General features: G+C 70.7%; 13 protein-coding genes. 7 read left to right on the top strand and 6 right to left on the bottom strand.

Annotation, left to right across the window (positions count from 1 at the left end; all coding sequences use genetic code 11):
- Window position 1: 1 nt before the first annotated feature.
- A complete protein-coding gene (locus tag AC1MLT_RS13030; RefSeq protein WP_481032624.1) occupies window positions 2-883 on the bottom strand; it encodes a cysteine hydrolase family protein in 882 nt (293 codons plus the stop codon).
- A gap of 167 nt (window positions 884-1,050) precedes the next feature.
- On the opposite strand from AC1MLT_RS13030, the gene AC1MLT_RS13025 reads away from it, so the two are divergent.
- On the top strand, window positions 1,051-1,950 hold the full coding sequence (locus tag AC1MLT_RS13025) for a LysR family transcriptional regulator (RefSeq protein ID WP_481032623.1): 900 nt from the start codon (window positions 1,051-1,053) through the stop codon (window positions 1,948-1,950).
- A gap of 39 nt (window positions 1,951-1,989) precedes the next feature.
- Here AC1MLT_RS13025 and dinG read toward each other — a convergent pair whose 3' ends face one another.
- Together dinG and AC1MLT_RS13015 are read right to left on the bottom strand one after the other, a co-directional pair.
- A complete protein-coding gene (dinG, locus tag AC1MLT_RS13020; RefSeq protein WP_481032622.1) occupies window positions 1,990-4,359 on the bottom strand; it encodes an ATP-dependent DNA helicase DinG in 2,370 nt (789 codons plus the stop codon).
- A gap of 59 nt (window positions 4,360-4,418) precedes the next feature.
- Window positions 4,419-4,853 (bottom strand): PACE efflux transporter, encoded by a 435-nt coding sequence (locus AC1MLT_RS13015; protein ID WP_481032621.1) that lies wholly within the window; start codon window positions 4,851-4,853, stop codon window positions 4,419-4,421.
- 149 nt (window positions 4,854-5,002) lie between these two features.
- Here AC1MLT_RS13015 and AC1MLT_RS13010 point away from each other — a divergent pair, with 149 nt between their 5' ends.
- Window positions 5,003-5,890: a LysR family transcriptional regulator gene (locus tag AC1MLT_RS13010; RefSeq protein WP_481032620.1), complete on the top strand. Its 888-nt coding sequence runs from the start codon at window positions 5,003-5,005 to the stop codon at window positions 5,888-5,890.
- A gap of 39 nt (window positions 5,891-5,929) precedes the next feature.
- On the opposite strand, the gene AC1MLT_RS13005 is transcribed toward AC1MLT_RS13010, so the two are convergent.
- Entirely contained in the window at window positions 5,930-7,033 is a 1,104-nt protein-coding gene (locus AC1MLT_RS13005; protein WP_481032619.1) for a homocysteine S-methyltransferase family protein, read from the bottom strand.
- Between the two features lie 48 nt (window positions 7,034-7,081).
- Here AC1MLT_RS13005 and recQ point away from each other — a divergent pair, with 48 nt between their 5' ends.
- Window positions 7,082-9,091: a DNA helicase RecQ gene (gene recQ / locus AC1MLT_RS13000; protein ID WP_481032618.1), complete on the top strand. Its 2,010-nt coding sequence runs from the start codon at window positions 7,082-7,084 to the stop codon at window positions 9,089-9,091.
- A 117-nt stretch (window positions 9,092-9,208) separates the two neighbouring features.
- Here the strand turns inward: recQ and AC1MLT_RS12995 are convergent, their stop codons facing one another.
- On the bottom strand, window positions 9,209-10,105 hold the full coding sequence (locus tag AC1MLT_RS12995) for an IclR family transcriptional regulator (protein ID WP_481032617.1): 897 nt from the start codon (window positions 10,103-10,105) through the stop codon (window positions 9,209-9,211).
- Window positions 10,106-10,282: 177 nt separating this feature from the next.
- Between AC1MLT_RS12995 and AC1MLT_RS12990 the strand changes: the two genes are divergently transcribed.
- Entirely contained in the window at window positions 10,283-11,497 is a 1,215-nt protein-coding gene (locus tag AC1MLT_RS12990; protein ID WP_481032616.1) for an NAD(P)/FAD-dependent oxidoreductase, read from the top strand.
- 26 nt (window positions 11,498-11,523) lie between these two features.
- On the opposite strand, the gene AC1MLT_RS12985 is transcribed toward AC1MLT_RS12990, so the two are convergent.
- The gene (locus AC1MLT_RS12985) at window positions 11,524-13,848 is read right to left on the bottom strand and encodes an ATP-binding protein (protein ID WP_481032615.1); all 2,325 of its coding nucleotides are present in this window, start codon (window positions 13,846-13,848) and stop codon (window positions 11,524-11,526) included.
- Window positions 13,849-13,961: 113 nt separating this feature from the next.
- Here AC1MLT_RS12985 and AC1MLT_RS12980 point away from each other — a divergent pair, with 113 nt between their 5' ends.
- The 3 genes from AC1MLT_RS12980 (at window position 13,962) to AC1MLT_RS12970 (ending at window position 17,593) form a co-directional block, all read left to right on the top strand.
- Window positions 13,962-15,164, top strand: coding sequence for a threonine ammonia-lyase (locus AC1MLT_RS12980; protein WP_481032614.1), 1,203 nt, complete (start codon window positions 13,962-13,964; stop codon window positions 15,162-15,164).
- A gap of 169 nt (window positions 15,165-15,333) precedes the next feature.
- Entirely contained in the window at window positions 15,334-15,486 is a 153-nt protein-coding gene (locus AC1MLT_RS12975; RefSeq protein WP_429596794.1) for a hypothetical protein, read from the top strand.
- A 256-nt stretch (window positions 15,487-15,742) separates the two neighbouring features.
- On the top strand, window positions 15,743-17,593 hold the full coding sequence (locus tag AC1MLT_RS12970) for a phosphoenolpyruvate carboxykinase (GTP) (RefSeq protein WP_481032613.1): 1,851 nt from the start codon (window positions 15,743-15,745) through the stop codon (window positions 17,591-17,593).
- Window positions 17,594-17,614: the final 21 nt, after the last annotated feature.

The following is a 17,614-nucleotide window of genomic DNA, read 5'->3' as shown; positions in this document are numbered from 1 at the left end:
ATCAGGACTCCGGACGATGGGAACGAGAGGGGGAGGACTTGGAGGACTTGGAGGACTTGGAGGACTTGAAGGACCTGGAGGACGCGGAGGACTTCGGGAGGGCCTCCAGCAGCCCCGCCGCGCTGGCGACGAAGCCATGCAGCAGCTCGACGATGTAGAGCACGCCCCGGGTCACGTAGGCCGGCGAGGGGGTGCTGCAGGCGTCCTTGAGCAGCACGCAGTCGTAGCCGAGGAAATGGGCGTCCTGCAGGGTCGAGAAGACGCAGCGGTCGGTGTTGATGCCGGCGAACAGCAGCGTGGTGATGCCGCGCTGGCGCAGCAGCGTGTCGAGCTCGTTGTCCCAGAAGCCGCTCAGGCGATGCTTGTGCACCGTGAGGTCGTCCGGCGCCACCACCAGCTCCTCGACCACCCGCGCGCCCCACGAGCCCTGCACCAGCGAGGGTCCGCGGTCGATCGGCGAGACCTCGGCATAGCCCACGCCCTCGGCCGTGCGCTTGCCCTTGAAATGCACCGTCGGCGCCAGGTTGGCCCGGTCGGCGCGGATGCCCCAGTTGAGCCACAACACCGCGCCGCCGGCATCGCGCCAGGCCGGCAGCAGCCGCCGCAGGATCGCGATCGGCCGGCGCGCGGCGCGGATGCCCAGGCCCTTCTGCGCGAACCAGCCCTCGGGGTGGCAGAAGTCGTTCTGCATGTCGACCACCACCAGCGCGCTGCGCGCCAGGTCGAGCTCGACCGGCTGCGGCGCCGCGTCGTCCAGCCGCAGGGGCCGGGGCGCGATTGGCCGGCGCACGAAGCTGACCCGGCCGTCGCGCAATGCCCAGGCGTTGTGGGCGGCGGGACCGAACGACGCCACGTTTTCGGGCGCCCGCGGCACCTCGGGCATCGTTTTGGGGCGGCTGGAACGGCGGGGAGCGGTCATGCGTCCGGCACACGCACCCGCCGTGCCAGCGCTGCGCCGTTCCGGGCGCTTTATCGCGCTGCCTGCGTTGCCGAAACGGCAACGGTCGCCCAGGCGCCCAGGACGGCACGATCGTTGCGAGACCGCGCCCCATGAACCACCTGCGTCTGCTGCGCTATGTCGATGAAGTGGCCCGCGTCGGCTCGATCCGCCAGGCCGCCGAGCGCCTGCACGTGGCGCCCTCGGCGGTCAACCGCCGCATCCAGGACATCGAGGAGGAACTCGGCACGCCGATCTTCGAGCGCCTGCCGCGCGGCATGCGCCTGACGGCGGCGGGCGAGCTGTTCGTGCGCTACATCCGCGGCCGCGCCGCCGAGCTGGCGCACGTGCGCTCGGAGATCGAGGAGCTGCAGGGCCTGCGGCGCGGCAAGGTGCAGGTGGTGGCCAGCCAGGCGCTGGCGCCGCGCTTCCTGCCCGAGGTGATCCGGGACTTCCGCCAGACGCATCCGCTGGTGGCCTTCGACGTGCGCATCGGCGACCACGTGCAGGCCGCCGCCGCGCTGCGCGGCTTCGAGACCGACCTGGCCCTGGTGTTCAACCTGGCGCCCGAGGCCGACATCGAGCGCGCCAGCGTGGTCGAGCAGCGGCTGATGGCCATCATGCACGCCGAACATCCGCTGGCGCGCGGCGGCGCGCCGGCCCTGCGCCTGCGCGACTGCGTCGACTACCCGGTGATCCTGCCCAACCGCGACACCGGCGGGCGCCAGCTGATCGAGCGCTTCCTGGCGCGCAGCTCGATCCGGATGTACGCGATGGTCGAGAGCAACAGCTTCGAGTTCCTGCGCGGCTGCCTGGACGACCGCCGTTCGCTGTCGTTCCAGATGGCGATCGGCGTCACCGCCGCCGATCACGACATCGTGGCGCGCGAGATCGAGGATCGCGGCTTTCCCCGGGGCGAGCTGGTGCTGGCGAGCCTGCGCGGGCGCCAGCTGCCGGTCATCGCCTATGCGTTCGCCGAGTTCGTGCGCGAGCGCCTGGCCGCGCTGGGCTGAAGGCGCGGCCGCCCTCCTCCGCCCCGCGCCGCAGGCGACTCAGGAAGCGACGGCCCGCGATGCCGTGTCCGCGGTCGTGGCGGCGCCGGCGCCGGCCGGGCGCGACGCCGCCACGGTGGTGCGCGTGAACGGCGGCAGGCCCTGCAGCAGCCGCTGGCCATAGGCGGTGCGCACCAGGCGCCGGTCGTAGCAGTACACGCTCGCGCGGTCATCCTCGCTGCGGATCGCGCGTCCGACCCACTGCGCCAGGCGGATCGCGGTGGCCGGCACCACCAGCTCGGAGAACGGATCGCGCCCGACGGCGCGCAGCCATTCGGCGCGCGCCTCGCCCACCGGATCGTCCGGTGGCGCGAACGGCAGCTTGGCGATGAAGACCGCCTCGCACAGCCGGCCCGGCAGATCGAGTCCTTCGCCGAAGGACTGCATGCCGAAGATGATCGAGGGCTGGCCGTCGGCCACCCGCTGGCGATGCGTCGCGAGCAGGGCCTGGCGCGGCAGCGAGGTCTGCGTGAGCACGCGCGGGCGCAGGGTCGCCGGCAGCGCCTCGACCGCCTGGCGCAGCTGGTCGCGCGAGGTGAACAGCACCAGCGCGCCATGCCGCACGGTGGCCAGGTCGCGCACCAGGGCCTGCGCCATCTCGGCGACATAGGCGGCGGCATCGCGCGGATCGGCGCGGGTCTCGACGGCGACCAGCCGGCCCTGCGCGGCATAGTCGAAGGGACTGGCGACCTCCAGCGTGGTGGCCGCGCTGTCGCCATGCAGCCCCGACTCGCGCAGGAAGAAATCGAACTGGCCGCAGCTCGTGAGGGTGGCCGAGGTCAGCACCGCGCCGCGCACCCGGCTCCACAGGTGCTGGCGCAGGGCGGCGCCCGGCAGCAGCGGACTGGCATGGGCCTGCAGGGTCGCCAGCTCGCCCTCGACCGCCAGGGTGAACCACTTGGCCGCCGGCACGGCATCGGCGGCGGTCTCGCGCAGCAGCAGCCGCGCGGTGTCGAGCATCTGCTCCAGCCGTGGCGCCAGCGCGCCGAGCTGCGCGTACATCGACGCCAGTGAGCGCGCCTGGCCCGGGTTGTCGCGCAGCTCGGCGCGCAGGGCGCGGGCGATGGCGCGCAGGCATTCGAGGAAGCCGTCGGCATGCTGCGCGACGCGTTCGAGCGGCTCGCACAGGGCCTCGGGCAGTTCGCCGCGCGGCACGCGGGCGCAGGCCGGGCCGCGACCGGCTCCGGTGCCGGTGCCGGTGCCGGTGCCGGCGCGCAGGGTCTCGCCATAGAGATCGAGCACCAGCCGCTCGACCTGCTGCATGGCCTGGCGCATCTGCGAGGCATGCGTGGGGATGTCGGCGACGTCGGCGACCTCCAGCCGCACGCCGACGGTGATCGCGCGCTGCGCCAGCCGCTCGATCCAGCCGTGGTGCCCCAGGTCCATGCGGCAGGCGAACTGCGCCAGCGCCGTCGCCGGCAGGTGGTGCGCCTCGTCGAGCACCAGCAGGCAGTTGTCCAGCTCGGGCAGCAGCCGGTTGCCCAGCGACGACAGCAGCAGATCGTGGTTGACCACGATGACCTGCGCGCCGACCAGCGTCTTGCGGCGCTCGTAGTAGGCGCAGCCGTTGAATGCCGGACAGTGCTGGCCGGTGCAGGAGGCCGCGTCGGCCGCCATGGCCGACCAGACCTCGTGCGCGGGGGGCGAGTCGAGCGTGTCGCGGTCGCCGTCCCAGGCGCCACTGGCCAGCGCCTGCGCGATGCCGCCATAGAACTGCAGGCGTGCCGCGATCTCGTGCTGGGGCCGGGGCGCGCGCGCGGCGGGCTCGTCGTCGGCGAACAGGTCGGCGGTGGGGTCGTCCGCGTCGTCGGCGTCGCCATCGGTCCCGACGGCCTCGCCGGCCAGCCGCGACAGCTTGAGCTGGCAGACATAGCGCCCGCGCCCCTTGGCCAGCGCGAAGCGGAACGACTGCGGCAGCAGCGCGGCCAGGGCCGGCAGGTCCTTGGCGACCAGCTGCTCCTGCAGCGCGACGGTGGCGGTGGAGACGACGACGCGCGTGTTGCGCGCCAGCGCCAGCGCGATGGCGGGCGCGCAGTAGGCGAGCGACTTGCCCACGCCGGTGCCGGCCTGGATCACGGCGATGGCGCGCACCGGGTCGGGGGCATCGGCGGTGTCGCCGTCGGCGTCGGCCTCCGGCTCCTCGAGCTTGCCCAGTGTCGCCGTGGCCAGCGTGGCGGCCACCCGCTCGGCCATGCGCCGCTGGCCGTCGCGGCCCCGCAGGCCGCTGCCGGCGCGCACCGCGTGGTCGAAGGCCTCCAGCGCGGTCGCGGCCAGCGCGGTGGCGGCGGGATCGAGGTCGGGCCCGGTGGAGGGAATGGAGGACGGATGCGGGAAGGCGGTGGCGGGGGACGGGACGGGCGGCGAGGACATCCGTCGAGTCTTGCACGGCTGGCCGGTCGGCCCGGCCGTGGGGGCACCCGGTGGATCGCTCAGGCCGGCTGCGCGGCGGCGGCCGAGGCCGGCAGTCCGAAGATGGCGTCGAACGCCCAGTTGAAGACGAAGGTGTAGACCAGGAAGAACACCACCAGTCCCAGGTCCATCAGCAGGGCCTGCCACAGGCTGATGTCGAGCCACCAGGCGATCGTCGGCACCAGGAAGGCCACCAGGCCGCCCTCGAAGCCGATGGCATGCGCGATGCGCCGCCCCAGGCCGCGCCCGCGCACCGCCTGCCGGCTTTCCCAGCGCTCGAACAGCGCGTTGAACACCAGGTTCCAGACCACCGCGATGGAGGAGGCGACCACCGCCAACGCGCCCGTGTGGCCCACGCCCTGCCCCGACATCGCCGCCAGGCCGAAGCTGGCCACGACGATGGCGATGCCCTCGTAGAGCGTGATGTAGACGACGCGGCGCTTGACCCCTTGCATGACTTTCCTTCCCGGCGGATGACGATGGTTGGGATGGACTTTATGTGTGCCAGACTGATATAAGAAGTCAGCTTCTTTCAGTTTTATTGATGGATGGAACAACCGATGAACGAGATCGCTGGCGCGCGGGCAATGACGAGGCCCGTTCCGTGAGCTTCACGAGCGACACCGTGCAGGTCTTCCTGGCCGTGCTGGACCACGGCTCCTTCTCCGCCGCCGCGCGGGCACTGCGCCGCGTGCCCTCGGCCGTCAGCATGACCATCGCCGGACTGGAGGCCGAACTGGACCTGGTGCTGTTCGACCGCGCCGGCCGCGAGCCGAAGCCGACCGCCGCCGCGCGCTCGCTCGAACCGCAGGCGCGCCTGCTGGCCGCGCAGCTGCGGCAGTTGCAGGTGCAGGCGCTGTCGCTCACGCAGGGCCTGGAGCACCGGCTGACCCTGGCGATCGCGCCCGAACTGCTGGCGGCGCCCTGGAGCGACGCGCTGGCCGCGCTGGCGCGCGAGCATCCCCTGCTGGAGGTGGAGGTGCTGGCCGCGCCGCAGGGCGATGCGCTGGCGCTGCTGCATGCCGGGCGGGCCCAGCTGGCGCTGGTCTTCGAGCGCCCGAGCCTGGACGGCCGCGAGGGTTTCCAGGAGGTGGCCAGCGACACCCTGGTGGCCGTGATGGCGCCCGACCATCCGGTGCTCGCCGCCGCCGGCGGCCGCCTGCGGGAGGAGCACCTGACGACCACGCGCCAGATCGTCGTCGCCGGGCGCGACCTGAGCGCCAGCGATCCGCGCTTCGTCTTCGCGCGCCACGTCTGGCGCACCGACAACGCGCTGGCGGCGCTGAGCCTGATCACCGCCGGGCTCGGCTGGGGCTGGCTGCCGCGCAAGTTCGCCCAGCCGCACGTCGCCGCCGGCGCGCTGGTGGAGATCCCGTTCGAGAACCTGAGCAACGGGCTCGACCTGTGGGTCGACGTGGTGTGGTCGCGCGAGCGGCCGCTGGGACTGGGCGCGCAGCGCTTCGTCGCGCTGATCGCGCGGCGCAAGGACTGAGGCGACGGGAAGAACCGGACCGACGCGTCGACCGGCGCTTCAGGCCACGGCCGCCGGGTCCGCCGCCTCGTCCGGCTCGCGATAGAACACGCCGCGCCCGATCGTGCGGCCGGACAGCGCCGCCACGCCCTGGCCGATGGCGGCGATGTGGTCGGGCGTGGTGCCGCAGCAGCCGCCGACGATGTTGACCAGGCCATCGGCCGCGAACTCGTGCAGCAGGCGCGAGGTGACCTCGGGCGTCTCGTCGAAGCCGGTGTCGCTCATCGGGTTGGGCAGGCCGGCGTTGGGGTAGCAGCTGATGAAGGTGTCGCCGGCCACGCGGGCGAGCTCCTGGATGTAGGGGCGCATCAGCGCGGCGCCGAGCGCGCAGTTCAGGCCCACGGCCAGCGGCTGGGCGTGGCGCACGCTGTGCCAGAACGCTGTCACGGTCTGGCCGCTGAGGATGCGGCCGGAGGCGTCGGTGACGGTGCCGCTGATGAGGATCGGCAGGCGCTCGCCGCTGGCCTCGAAGTACTCGTCGACCGCGAACAGCGCCGCCTTGGCATTGAGCGTGTCGAAGATGGTCTCGACCAGGATGACGTCGGCGCCGCCCTCGACCAGGGCCTCGGTCTGCTCGTAGTAGGCCGCGCGCAGGGTCTCGAAGTCGACGTTGCGCGCGCCGGGGTCGTTGACGTCGGGGCTGATGCTGGCGGTCTTGGGCGTCGGGCCGAGGGCGCCGGCGACGAAGCGCGGCTTGTCGGGCGTGCTGAACTTGTCGCAGGCGGCACGGGCGAGCTGCGCGGACACCAGATTCATCTCGCGCGCCAGGTGCGCCATCTGGTAGTCCTCCTGCGCGACGGTGGTGGCGCCGAAGGTGTTGGTCTCGATCAGGTCGGCGCCGGCGGCGAGGTAGGCCTCGTGGATGTCGCGGATCACGTCGGGCCGGGTCAGCGAGAGCAGTTCGTTGTTGCCCTTGACGTCGCGCCCGAAGTCCGTGAAACGCTCGCCGACGCTGCCCGGACCGTCGTAGCCCTGGCCCCGGTACTGCGCCTCGCTGAGCTTGAAGCGCTGGATCATGGTGCCCATGGCGCCATCGAGGATGGCGATGCGGCGGGCCAGGATGGCGGGCAGTTGCTGGGCGCGGGTGTAGACGACGGGCTTCATAGGATCGCGATTGTAGGAAGCCACCCGTTGCGTCGAGGCCCCGGACGGATGGCACCATTCGCCCGCCGGGGTTCATCGCCCGATCCGGATCGGGGGCACCCGGCACGACACCGGCGGGGCGGGGCGATCGCGGACAATCGTCCGGTGTCCTCGTCACCCCCCTCCTCCACCTCCCCGACCCGGCTCTCGAAGGCTCCGGCCGACATCCTCCACGAGGTCTTCGGCTACGAGCGCTTCCGCGGCGCCCAGGCCGCCATCGTCGACCACGTGACCGGCGGCGGCGACGCGCTGGTGCTGATGCCCACGGGCGGCGGCAAGTCGCTGTGCTACCAGATCCCGGCGATCGCGCGCCAGCGCGCCGGCCACGGCGTGACGGTGGTGGTCTCGCCCCTGATCGCGCTGATGCACGACCAGGTCGGCGCGCTGCACGAGGCCGGCGTCGATGCCGCCTTCCTCAATTCGACGCTCGACTGGGCGCAGACGCAGGAGGTCGAGCGGCGCATGGCCAGCGGCGCGGTCACCCTGGTGTACGCCGCGCCCGAGCGCGTGACCACGCCGCGCTTCCTGGCGCTGCTCGACGCCCTGCACGCGAGCGGCCGGCTCAGCCTGTTCGCCATCGACGAGGCGCACTGCGTGAGCCAGTGGGGCCACGACTTCCGGCCCGAGTACCGCGCCCTGACCGTGCTGCACGAGCGCTACGCGGGCGTGCCGCGCATCGCCCTGACCGCCACCGCCGACGACCTCACGCGCGCCGACATCGTCGAGCGGCTGCGGCTGGAGGAGGCGCGCCAGTTCGTCAGCAGCTTCGACCGCCCCAACATCCGCTACACCATCGTCGAGAAGAAGGACGCGGCCACCCAGCTGCTGCGCTTCGTCGAACGCGAGCACCCGGGCGAGGCGGGCGTGGTCTATTGCCAGTCGAGGAAACGCGTGGAGGAAGTCGCCGTGGCGCTGGCGGACGCCGGCCTCAACGCCCTGCCCTATCACGCCGGCCTGGATGCCGCGGTGCGGCAGAAGCACCAGGACCGCTTCCTGCGCGAGGACGGCATCGTGATGGTCGCCACCATCGCCTTCGGCATGGGCATCGACAAGCCCGACGTGCGTTTCGTCGGTCACCTCGACATGCCCAAGAACATCGAGGGCTACTACCAGGAGACCGGCCGCGCCGGACGCGACGGCGCGCCGGCCGATGCCTGGATGGCCTATGGCCTGCAGGATGTGGTCAACCAGCGCCGCATGATCGACGAGAGCCCGGCCGGCGAGGACTTCAAGCAGGTCATGCGCGGCAAGCTCGACGCCCTGCTGGCGCTGGCCGAGGCCACCGACTGCCGGCGCGTGCGGCTGCTGGGCTATTTCGGCGAGCACAGCACGCCCTGCGGCAACTGCGACAACTGCCTGGAGCCGCCGGCGGTCTGGGATGCCACCGATGCCGCGCGCAAGCTGCTCTCCACCATCTATCGCGTGCAGCAGACCAGCGGCATCAGCTTCGGCGCCGGCCACGTCATGGACATCCTGCGCGGCAAGGCGACCGAGAAGGTCAAGCAGTTCAGCCACGAGCAGATCAGCACCTTCGGCATCGGCGCCGAATTCAGCGAGGCGCAGCTGCGCGGCGTGCTGCGCCAGCTCATCGCCATCGGCGCGGTGGCGGTCGATGCCCAGCGCTACAACACCCTGCAGCTGACCGACGCCTCGCGCGCCGTGCTCAAGGGCGAGATGCGCATCGCCCTGCGCGAATCGGTGTCGGCGCCGGCCGGGCGCGGCGCCTCCTCGGGCGGCCGCACCCGCCGCGAACGACCCGCGCGCGGTGCGCCGTCGCCGGCCGCCATCGGACTCGACGCCGCCGCCCAGCAGCGCTTCGCCGCCCTCAAGGCCTGGCGCGCCGAGGTGGCACGCGAAGGCAACCTGCCGGCCTACGTGATCTTCCACGACGCCACCCTGGCCGCCATCGCCCAGCGCGCGCCGGCCACGCTGGCCGACCTGCAGGGCGTCAGCGGGATCGGGGTGACGAAGCTGGAGAAGTACGGGGCCGGCGTATTGAAAGCCTGCGGCGACATCTGAATGCCGGGCGGTGCCGGCGTCCGGCGCCGGTGAAGAATGGCACGGCGGTCCGCACGGCCATCCGTTCCACCTCGAAGGACCCACGGCAGAACCTGAAGGAGCGCAGCGACAGGCCGCTCAGTCGACCACCGTGGACGCCAGTGCCCCATGGCCGAGCGCAGCCGACAGCCGTCCCGCGACGCGCAGCACGACGGGCGCCAGGGCCACCTCGGCATCCCTGGCCGTCCAGCGCGATGTCGACACCGCGACATTGACCGCGCCCGCCAGGCCACCGCCGTGGTCGAACACCGGTGCGGCGATCGAGATGTCGCCGATGAATCCTTCCTGGTCGCTGACGTAGTAGCCCAGGCGCCGGGTCGCGGAAAAGGACGCCAGGAATTTCTCGATGCTCAGCTCGGTGTAGGGCGTGAACGGCTTCATCTCCGATCGCTCCAGCACCAGTCGTGCCTCGGCCGGATCCATGAAGGCCAGCATGGCTCGGCCGGGCGCCGAACTGTAGACCGGCAGGCGCGAGCCGACCGAGAGCTCGACGCTGACGGCATGCCGGCCGGTGTGGCGCACCAGGTAGAGCACGCTGGTCTTCTCCAGGACCGTGAAGTTCAGGGTCTCGCCGCATTCGAGGCTGGCGACCCGCAGCAGCTCCGACGCCTTGCTCCGCACGCCGTCGCGTCCGAGGAAGCCCTGCGCGAATCCGAGCACGCAGGGCGTCACGCTGTAGCAGCGGGTCCTGGGGTCCTGGCGCAGGTAGCCCAGGGTGGTGAGCGTGTGCAGGAAACGCTGCACCGCGCTGCGCCCCATGTGGGTGAGCTGGACCACCTCGGTCAGGCCGAGCGGCTCCGGGGCGGCGCTGACGATGCGCAGCACATCGAAGGCCTTGGCCACGGAAGCGACGAACAGACCGCTCTCCCGTCCCGGCTCCACGGGCCCGGGACCGGGTGCCTGCGCCGGAAGCGAGTCCGGCTGCCGGGTCGTCGGGGAAGCGCTGCGGTCGGGAATCTTTTTGCGGGTGGCCATGGCTGTGGAAAGGGATTGCGGCGCGCGCGCGAGTCGGTGGAAAGCAGTGCTCCATTCTGCGCGATGCCCCGGCGCCGACTTCCAGATATCGCATTTCGATTTTCTAGTATCTCCATACAATCCAATCATTACCGGTTGGCGCAGCGGCATCCCGGGTGGTTCGCGAAGGACATGAACATGAACGAATCCAGTGGCGACTCCACCGTCGCGGTCATCGGCGCCGGCGTCGTGGGCACGGCCATCGCGCTCTGGCTGCAGCGCCGCGGCAGGCGCACGGTGCTGCTCGATCCGGGCGAGCCGGGCAGCGGATGCAGCGCCGGCAACTCCGGTGCCATCAGCCCGGGGTCGGTGGCGCCACTGGCCATGCCCGGGGTGCTGGCATCGGTGCCGGGCATGCTGCTCGACGACGAGAGCCCGCTTCACCTGCCGCTGGGTTATCTGCCGCATGCCACGCCCTGGCTGGCCCGCTTCGTGGCCTCGGCGCGTCCCGCCCGGGTCGCCCTGGCGGCCGCGCGACTCGATTCGATCCACCGGGGCGCGGTCGGGATGCATCGCCGGCTCACCCGGGAACTGGGCGTGCCGCAACTGTTCAGGGCACGCGGCCACCTGCATCTCTACCGGGACGAAGCGGCGCTGGCGAAGGATGCCGGCGGCTGGCGCCTGCGCACGGCGCACGGCCATGTCGCGCAGCAGCTCGATCGAGCGGCCATCGAGCGGCTCGAGCCCGCCGCGCCCGCCCGCTACCGGGTCGGCATGTTCCTCGACGATCACGCCACCATCCTGGATCCGCGTCGCTACGTGAGGGCGATGGCATCGGCCTTCGTCGAGGCCGGTGGCGAGCTCGAAAGCGTCGGCGTGTCGGCGATCGGCCGCGACGCATCGGGCTGGAGACTCCAGGGCGCCCGGCAACGCGCGCACGACCACGTGGTCGTCGCGGCCGGCGCCTGGTCGCGCGCCCTGCTCGATCCGCTGGGCATCAGGATCTCGCTGGAGAGCCAGCGGGGCTACCACGTGCAGTTCGACGGCGGTGCCGACCTGATCTCGCGCACGGTGGTGCTGACGGACCGGAAGGTCTTCGTGACCCCCATGGAACAGGGCCTGCGCTTCGGCGGCACGGTGGAGATCGGCGGTCTGCGCCGACCACCCGACACGCGCCGGGCCGCATTGCTCCAGCGCATCGCCATCGAGAGTTTTCCGCATCTGGCCGGCCGGCAGGCCACGACGTGGATGGGACATCGCCCGTGCATGCCGGACTCGGTGCCGGTGATCGGCGCGGCGCCGGGGCAGCCGGGACTGTGGCTGGCGCTCGGGCATGGGCACCTGGGCCTGACCGACTCCCTGCCGACCGCCCAGCGCATCGCCGATGCCATCTGCGGCGCCGTGGACGCATGAGCCCCGGCCCGCGCGCCGCGATCCCGCTACTGCACGAACCCCATCCCGCGCGCCTCCCGCACTTCCGGCTTGATGCGGTGCTCGGCCTCCAGCTGGTCGAGGAACTCGGCCGCGGAGAGCTCGGCCGCCAGGATCTCGGTCTGGCGCTTGACGGCGGCGAAGTCGCCGGGACAGACCTGGTCGAGCTTCGCCAGGCGCGCACGCAGCTCGCCGGTCATGAGTGCCGCGTCGCCGGCGAGCGCCTCGGTGACGAACATGCGTTCGCGCTGCGGCGCGGTCAGCGGCATGAACTTGATCTTGAACGTGAAGCGGCGCAGCGCCGCCTGGTCGAGGCGATCGAGCAGGTTGGTGGTGCAGACGAAGATGCCGTCGAAGCGCTCCATGCCCTGCAGCATCTCGTTGACCTCGGTGACCTCGTAGGTGCGCTGGGCGCCGCGCCGGTCCTGCAGGAAGCTGTCGGCCTCGTCGAGCAGCAGCACGGCGCGCTCGGCCTCGGCCTCGCGGAACATCGCCGCCATGTTCTGCTCGGTCTCGCCGACGTACTTGCTCATCAGGTCGCTGGCCTGCTTGACGATCAGTGGCCGGTCGATGGCGCGCGCGATGTGCTCGGCCAGTGCCGTCTTGCCGGTGCCCGGGGCGCCATAGAAGCACAGCGTGCCGTGGCCGCGCGTGCGCAGCGCCTCGACGATGCGCGGGATCTCGAAGCGCGTCTCGACGTTGAGCATGTCGAGGTCGTAGGTGGTCACGGCGCGGCGCACCCCGGCCTGGCGGTCGACGGTGCCCAGCGCGAGGTCGGCATTGCGCAGCTGGCGCTCGATGAGGTCCTCGACCGAGTCGTCGTCGGTGCGGGCCAGCACGGCGAAACGCACCGCGGTGCGGATCTGGGCCGGTGTCAGTCCCTTGCGGCCGGCCAGCTTGGCGGTGAAGGCATCGGACACGACGACGCCCTCGAGCGTCTTCCTCACCAGCTGCTCGCGCGCGCCGGGCGGCGGCGACTTGAGTTCGAGGTGGTAGGCGAAGCGGCGACGGAACGCCGGGTCGATCTGCTCGATGCGGTTGGTGACCCACAGCGTGGGCACGGCATTCGATTCCAGGATCTGGTTGACCCAGGCCTTGCCGCTGACGCTGCCGCTCGGCGGCGAGGGCACCTGGTCGGCGCGCGCCATGAACTGCGCGGCCTCGGTGCTGATGGGCGGGAACACGTCCTCTACCTCGTCGAACAGCAGTGCCGCCTGCGCGCTGCCCTTCAGGAACACCTGCGCGATCTGCAGCGAGCGGTAGCGGTCGCGCCCGGAGAGCGAATTGCCATCGCGATCGGCGTACTCGACCTCGAACAGGTCGAGTCCGGCGGCCTGCGCCACCACCTTGGCCAGTTCGGTCTTGCCGGTGCCCGGCGGCCCATACAGCAGCACGTTGACGCCCGGCTCCTTGCGCGCGACGGCGGCGCGCAGCAGCGTGACGAGCATGTGCGTGTCCTCGGCGGCGAAGGAGAAATCCTCCGGCGTGAGCGTGCTCTTGGCCGAGGGCCGCGTGAACACCGCCATCAGTTCGCTCTGGTCGCGGTATTCGCGCATCAGCACCGGCGGCAGTTTCTCGCTGACCTTCATCAGATCGGCCAGATCGGTGATGTTGTGCTCGGAGATCAGGTTCTCGATCAGCCCGATGCGCTCGAGCCGCGAGCCGGCGCGCAGGGCCTCGCCGACGTCGCTGGCGGGCACGCCCGCCACCTCGGCGATGGCGGCATAGGCCTCGGGGGCATTGTTGACCTTGAACTCCACCAGCAGCGAGCGCAGGTCGCGCTGGTAGCGCGCCAGGGTGCCATAGAGCAGCAGCGCGCGCTCGGCCTTGTTGAGCTGCAGCAGGCCGGCGAGCGCGTCGATGTTCTTCTCGACCAGGGTCGACTGCTTGTGCAGCGCGTGCGTGAGCCAGTCGCGCGTGACCGAGAGCACGGCCAGCAGATCCTTGGGCTGGTCCTTGGCGTATTCGTCCAGATAGAAGAACAGGGTGCCCTCCTCGTACGGACCACGCCAGACGCCGTGGCGCGCCAGCAGCGTGCGGCCGTCCAGGCCCTCGATGCCCTTCCAGATCTCGTTGCCGGCGCAGCGCCGCGCCAGGAATTCGCGCAGCCGCTGCAGCACCTGGGCCGGCCACACCAGATGACGCCCGGCCAGCGACAGCAGCCCGTTGAGGTCGCGCCGCACGTTGAAGCGCGGACCCTGCTTGGCCGCGAGGGTCAGCACGAAGTGCGAGCACATGAGCTCCAGCACCGGCGCCTCCTTGAGACCGGGCGACGGCAGAGCCTGCCCGCGCAGAGGCACGGCCGCCATGTCGACCCCGGAACGCTTGACCATCGGACAACCTCCAGCTAGTAGGAATTCAGCGCGACCATAACGCAGACGATGGGTTCGGGGAAGACGCCCCGGCGGCATGGCCCGTGGTTTCGAAAGCCTCCACAATGCCCGCGATGATCCAGATCAAAGACATCGAGCGCGCCGCGGCGCGCCTCCAGGGGCAGATTCTGGCCACGCCATGTGTCGAATCGCGCACGCTCTCCGACATCGTCGGCGCCCAGGTCTTCCTGAAGTTCGAAAACCTCCAGTTCACCGCTTCCTTCAAGGAGCGCGGGGCCTGCAACAAGCTGGTCGAACTGACGACCGAGAATCCGACACGTGGCGTCATCGCCATGTCGGCCGGCAACCATGCGCAGGGCGTGGCCTATCACGCCCAGCGCCTGGGCGTGCGGGCCCTGATCGTCATGCCGCGCTTCACGCCGGGAGTGAAGATCGAGCGTACGCGCGGCTTCGGCGCCGAGGTCGTGCTGCATGGCGACACGCTCGATGCCGCGCGCGCCCATGCCTTCGAATTGGCCGCGCGCGAGGGCCTGGCATTCGTGCATCCCTACGACGACGACGGGATCATCGCCGGACAGGGCACCGTGGCCCTGGAGATGCTCGATGCCGTTCCCGACCTCGACATGCTGGTGGTCTCGGTCGGCGGCGGCGGCCTGATCGCGGGCATGGCGATCGCGGCGCGCGCGCTCCGTCCCGACATCGAGATCGTCGGCGTGCAGACCACCCGCTTCCCGGCGATGGTGAACGCCGTGCACGGCACGCAGCACGTGCTGGGCGCCAGCACCATCGCCGAGGGCATCGCCGTGGGCACCCCGGGCGAGCGCACCCTGGCCATCATCCGGCAGCACGTCGACGACCTGCTGCTGGTCGACGAGGGCGACATCGAGCAGGCCGTGCTGATGCTGCTGGAGATCGAGAAGACGCTGGTCGAGGGCGCCGGCGCCGCCGGCCTGGCCGCGCTGCTGCGGCATCCGGAGCGCTTCCGGGGCAAGCGCGTGGGCCTCGTCCTCTCCGGCGGCAACATCGATCCGCTGCTGCTGGCCGCCATCATCGAGCGCGGCATGGTGCGCGCCGGCCGGCTGGCCCGCCTGCGCGTGAGCGCGCGCGACGTGCCCGGCATGCTGGCGCGCATCACCGCCACCGTCGCCGAGGCCGGCGCCAACATCGACGAGGTGCATCACCAGCGCGCCTTCACCATGCTGGCGGCGCAGAACGTGGAGATCGAACTGGTGCTCCAGACCCGCGGCCGCGCCCACCTGGCGAGCGTGCTGGACGCCCTGCATGCCGCCGGCTTCGTGGCCGAGGAACAGCATTGAGCCATCTCGAGCGATGTCGACCGGGCGCCGCGATGGCGGGACTGCCCGGGGCCACGCGATCCGGCATGACCCTGCCGCGCGTGCCGGCATGGGGTCCGACCCGGAGACGGCACGGCGGCATCGCTCCGTAGAATGCCTCGGAATCTTGCGAACCGAAGGAAACTTCCCGATGTCCACTCCCACCCCTGTCGAACCCGGCCATGACGCCATCGTCGAGAAAGACGCGGTCGAGTCGATCGTTCCGTTGATGCCGATCGTGCTGCCGATCGTGGGCGGCGTCCTGATGCTGCTGCTCGCTTCCATCGCCGTCTTCCTGGCCTGATCCGGCCTCGAGCGGAATCCAGCGCTTCCCCCGTCGGTCCAGCGGCCCCGACGTCTTCCGATTGCGTGCTTTTCGCACGGACAGCATGGTTTCCCGTCGCCTTCGTGCGTGACCAATCTGTCATAAATCGTTAAAACACAAATCTTTAGTTCTCGTTTTCCGTGAGGGAAGACGTTTTCTCCAGCGGCCCTCGCGTGTCCTCATCGCTTCGAGCCCCGCTGAAAAAGACGATTTTTCAACTCCGGAGACTCCTGCGATGAACGAAACCGTGATGAAGGACCTGATGATTCAGGCACCTTCCTATGTCAAGAACGCCAAGCTGATCGCCTGGGTGGCCGACATGGCGGCCCTGTGCAAGCCCAAGGACATCCATTGGTGCGATGGCAGCACCGAGGAATACGAGGCCCTGTGCGCCCAGCTGGTCGAAGCCGGCACCTTCAAGAAGCTCGACGAGGCCAAACGCCCGAATTCCTACCTCGCCTCGTCCGACCCGAGCGACGTCGCCCGCGTCGAGGACCGCACCTACATCTGCTCGGCCGACAAGGAGCATGCCGGCCCGACCAACAACTGGATGGCGCCCGAGCAGATGCGCGCGACGCTGCAGCCGCTGTTCGATGGCTGCATGCGCGGGCGCACGATGTACGTGGTGCCGTTCTCGATGGGTCCGCTGGGTTCGCCCATCGCCCACATCGGCATCGAGCTCTCCGACAGTCCGTATGTCGCGGTCAACATGAAGATCATGACGCGCATGGGCCGCGCGGTTTATGACGTGCTGGGCGCCGATGGCGAATTCGTGCCCTGCGTGCACACCGTGGGCGCGCCGCTCGAGCCGGGCCAGCAGGATGTGGCCTGGCCCTGCAACAAGACCAAGTACATCGTCCACTACCCCGAGACGCGCGAGATCTGGAGCTATGGCTCGGGCTATGGCGGCAACGCGCTGCTGGGCAAGAAGTGCTTCGCGCTGCGCATCGCCTCCACCATGGGCCGCGACGAGGGCTGGCTCGCCGAGCACATGCTGATCCTGGGCGTGACCAATCCCGAAGGCCGCAAGTACCACGTCGCCGCCGCGTTCCCGAGCGCCTGCGGCAAGACCAACTTCGCCATGCTGATCCCGCCGGCCGGCCTCGACGGCTGGAAGGTCACCACCATCGGCGACGACATCGCCTGGATCAAGCCCCAGGCCGATGGCTCGCTGCGCGCCATCAACCCGGAGGCGGGTTATTTCGGCGTCGCCCCGGGCACCAACGCGCAGACCAACCCGAACTGCATGGCCAGCCTGGACCGCGACGTGATCTTCACCAACGTCGCGCTGACCGACGATGGCGATGTCTGGTGGGAGGGCATGGGCGAGCCGCCGGCGCATGCCATCGACTGGCAGGGCAAGGACTGGACGCCCGCCATCGCCAAGGAGACCGGCGCCAAGGCGGCGCACCCCAACGCGCGCTTCACCGTCGCCGCCACCAACAATCCCGCGCTCGACGAGGCCTGGGACGATCCGGCCGGCGTCAAGATCGACGCCTTCATCTTCGGTGGCCGCCGCTCCACCACCGTGCCGCTGGTGACGGAGGCGCGTGACTGGATCGAGGGCGTCTACATGGCGGCGACCATGGGCTCGGAGACCACCGCCGCGGCCACCGGACAGGCCGGCGTGGTGCGTCGCGACCCGTTCGCCATGCTGCCGTTCATGGGCTACAACATGAGCGACTACTTCCAGCACTGGATCGACCTGGGCAAGAAGCTCGAGGCCTCCGGCGCCACGCTGCCCCGGATCTACACCACCAACTGGTTCAGGAAGGGCGCCGACGGCAAGTTCGTCTGGCCGGGCTATGGCGAGAACATGCGCGTGCTGAAGTGGATGATCGACCGCATCGAGGGCAAGGCCTCGGGCACCGACCACGTCTTCGGCGTGTCGCCGCGCTACCAGGACCTGACCTGGACCGGCCTCGACTTCAGCGCGGATCAGTTCGACTCCGTCACCAGCATGGATCGTCCTGCCTGGGAAGCCGAACTCAAGCTGCATGCCGAACTGTTCGATCAGCTCGCGCATCATCTGCCCGCCGAGCTGCCGGCCACCAAGTCCGCCATCGAGGAACGCCTGGCCGCCTGAGCGGATGCGGGGTGATGGCGG

The organism is Variovorax sp. PEI5 (assembly GCF_056679935.1).
The sequence above is the reverse complement of the archived record's forward strand: the minus strand, read 5'-3'. Positions and strand labels throughout refer to the sequence as shown.

Bases quoted from the DNA above. Each gene is read 5' to 3' on its own strand.
- AC1MLT_RS13030 (WP_481032624.1), bottom strand. From the start codon at position 883: ATGCCCGAGGTGCCGCGGGCGCCCGAAAACGTGGCGTCGTTCGGTCCC.
- AC1MLT_RS13025 (WP_481032623.1), top strand. From the start codon at position 1,051: ATGAACCACCTGCGTCTGCTGCGCTATGTCGATGAAGTGGCCCGCGTC.
- dinG (WP_481032622.1), bottom strand. From the start codon at position 4,359: ATGTCCTCGCCGCCCGTCCCGTCCCCCGCCACCGCCTTCCCGCATCCG.
- AC1MLT_RS13015 (WP_481032621.1), bottom strand. From the start codon at position 4,853: ATGCAAGGGGTCAAGCGCCGCGTCGTCTACATCACGCTCTACGAGGGC.
- AC1MLT_RS13005 (WP_481032619.1), bottom strand. From the start codon at position 7,033: ATGAAGCCCGTCGTCTACACCCGCGCCCAGCAACTGCCCGCCATCCTG.
- recQ (WP_481032618.1), top strand. From the start codon at position 7,082: ATGGCACCATTCGCCCGCCGGGGTTCATCGCCCGATCCGGATCGGGGG.
- AC1MLT_RS12995 (WP_481032617.1), bottom strand. From the start codon at position 10,105: ATGGCCACCCGCAAAAAGATTCCCGACCGCAGCGCTTCCCCGACGACC.
- AC1MLT_RS12990 (WP_481032616.1), top strand. From the start codon at position 10,283: ATGAACGAATCCAGTGGCGACTCCACCGTCGCGGTCATCGGCGCCGGC.
- AC1MLT_RS12985 (WP_481032615.1), bottom strand. From the start codon at position 13,848: ATGGTCAAGCGTTCCGGGGTCGACATGGCGGCCGTGCCTCTGCGCGGG.
- AC1MLT_RS12980 (WP_481032614.1), top strand. From the start codon at position 13,962: ATGATCCAGATCAAAGACATCGAGCGCGCCGCGGCGCGCCTCCAGGGG.
- AC1MLT_RS12975 (WP_429596794.1), top strand. From the start codon at position 15,334: ATGTCCACTCCCACCCCTGTCGAACCCGGCCATGACGCCATCGTCGAG.
- AC1MLT_RS12970 (WP_481032613.1), top strand. From the start codon at position 15,743: ATGAACGAAACCGTGATGAAGGACCTGATGATTCAGGCACCTTCCTAT.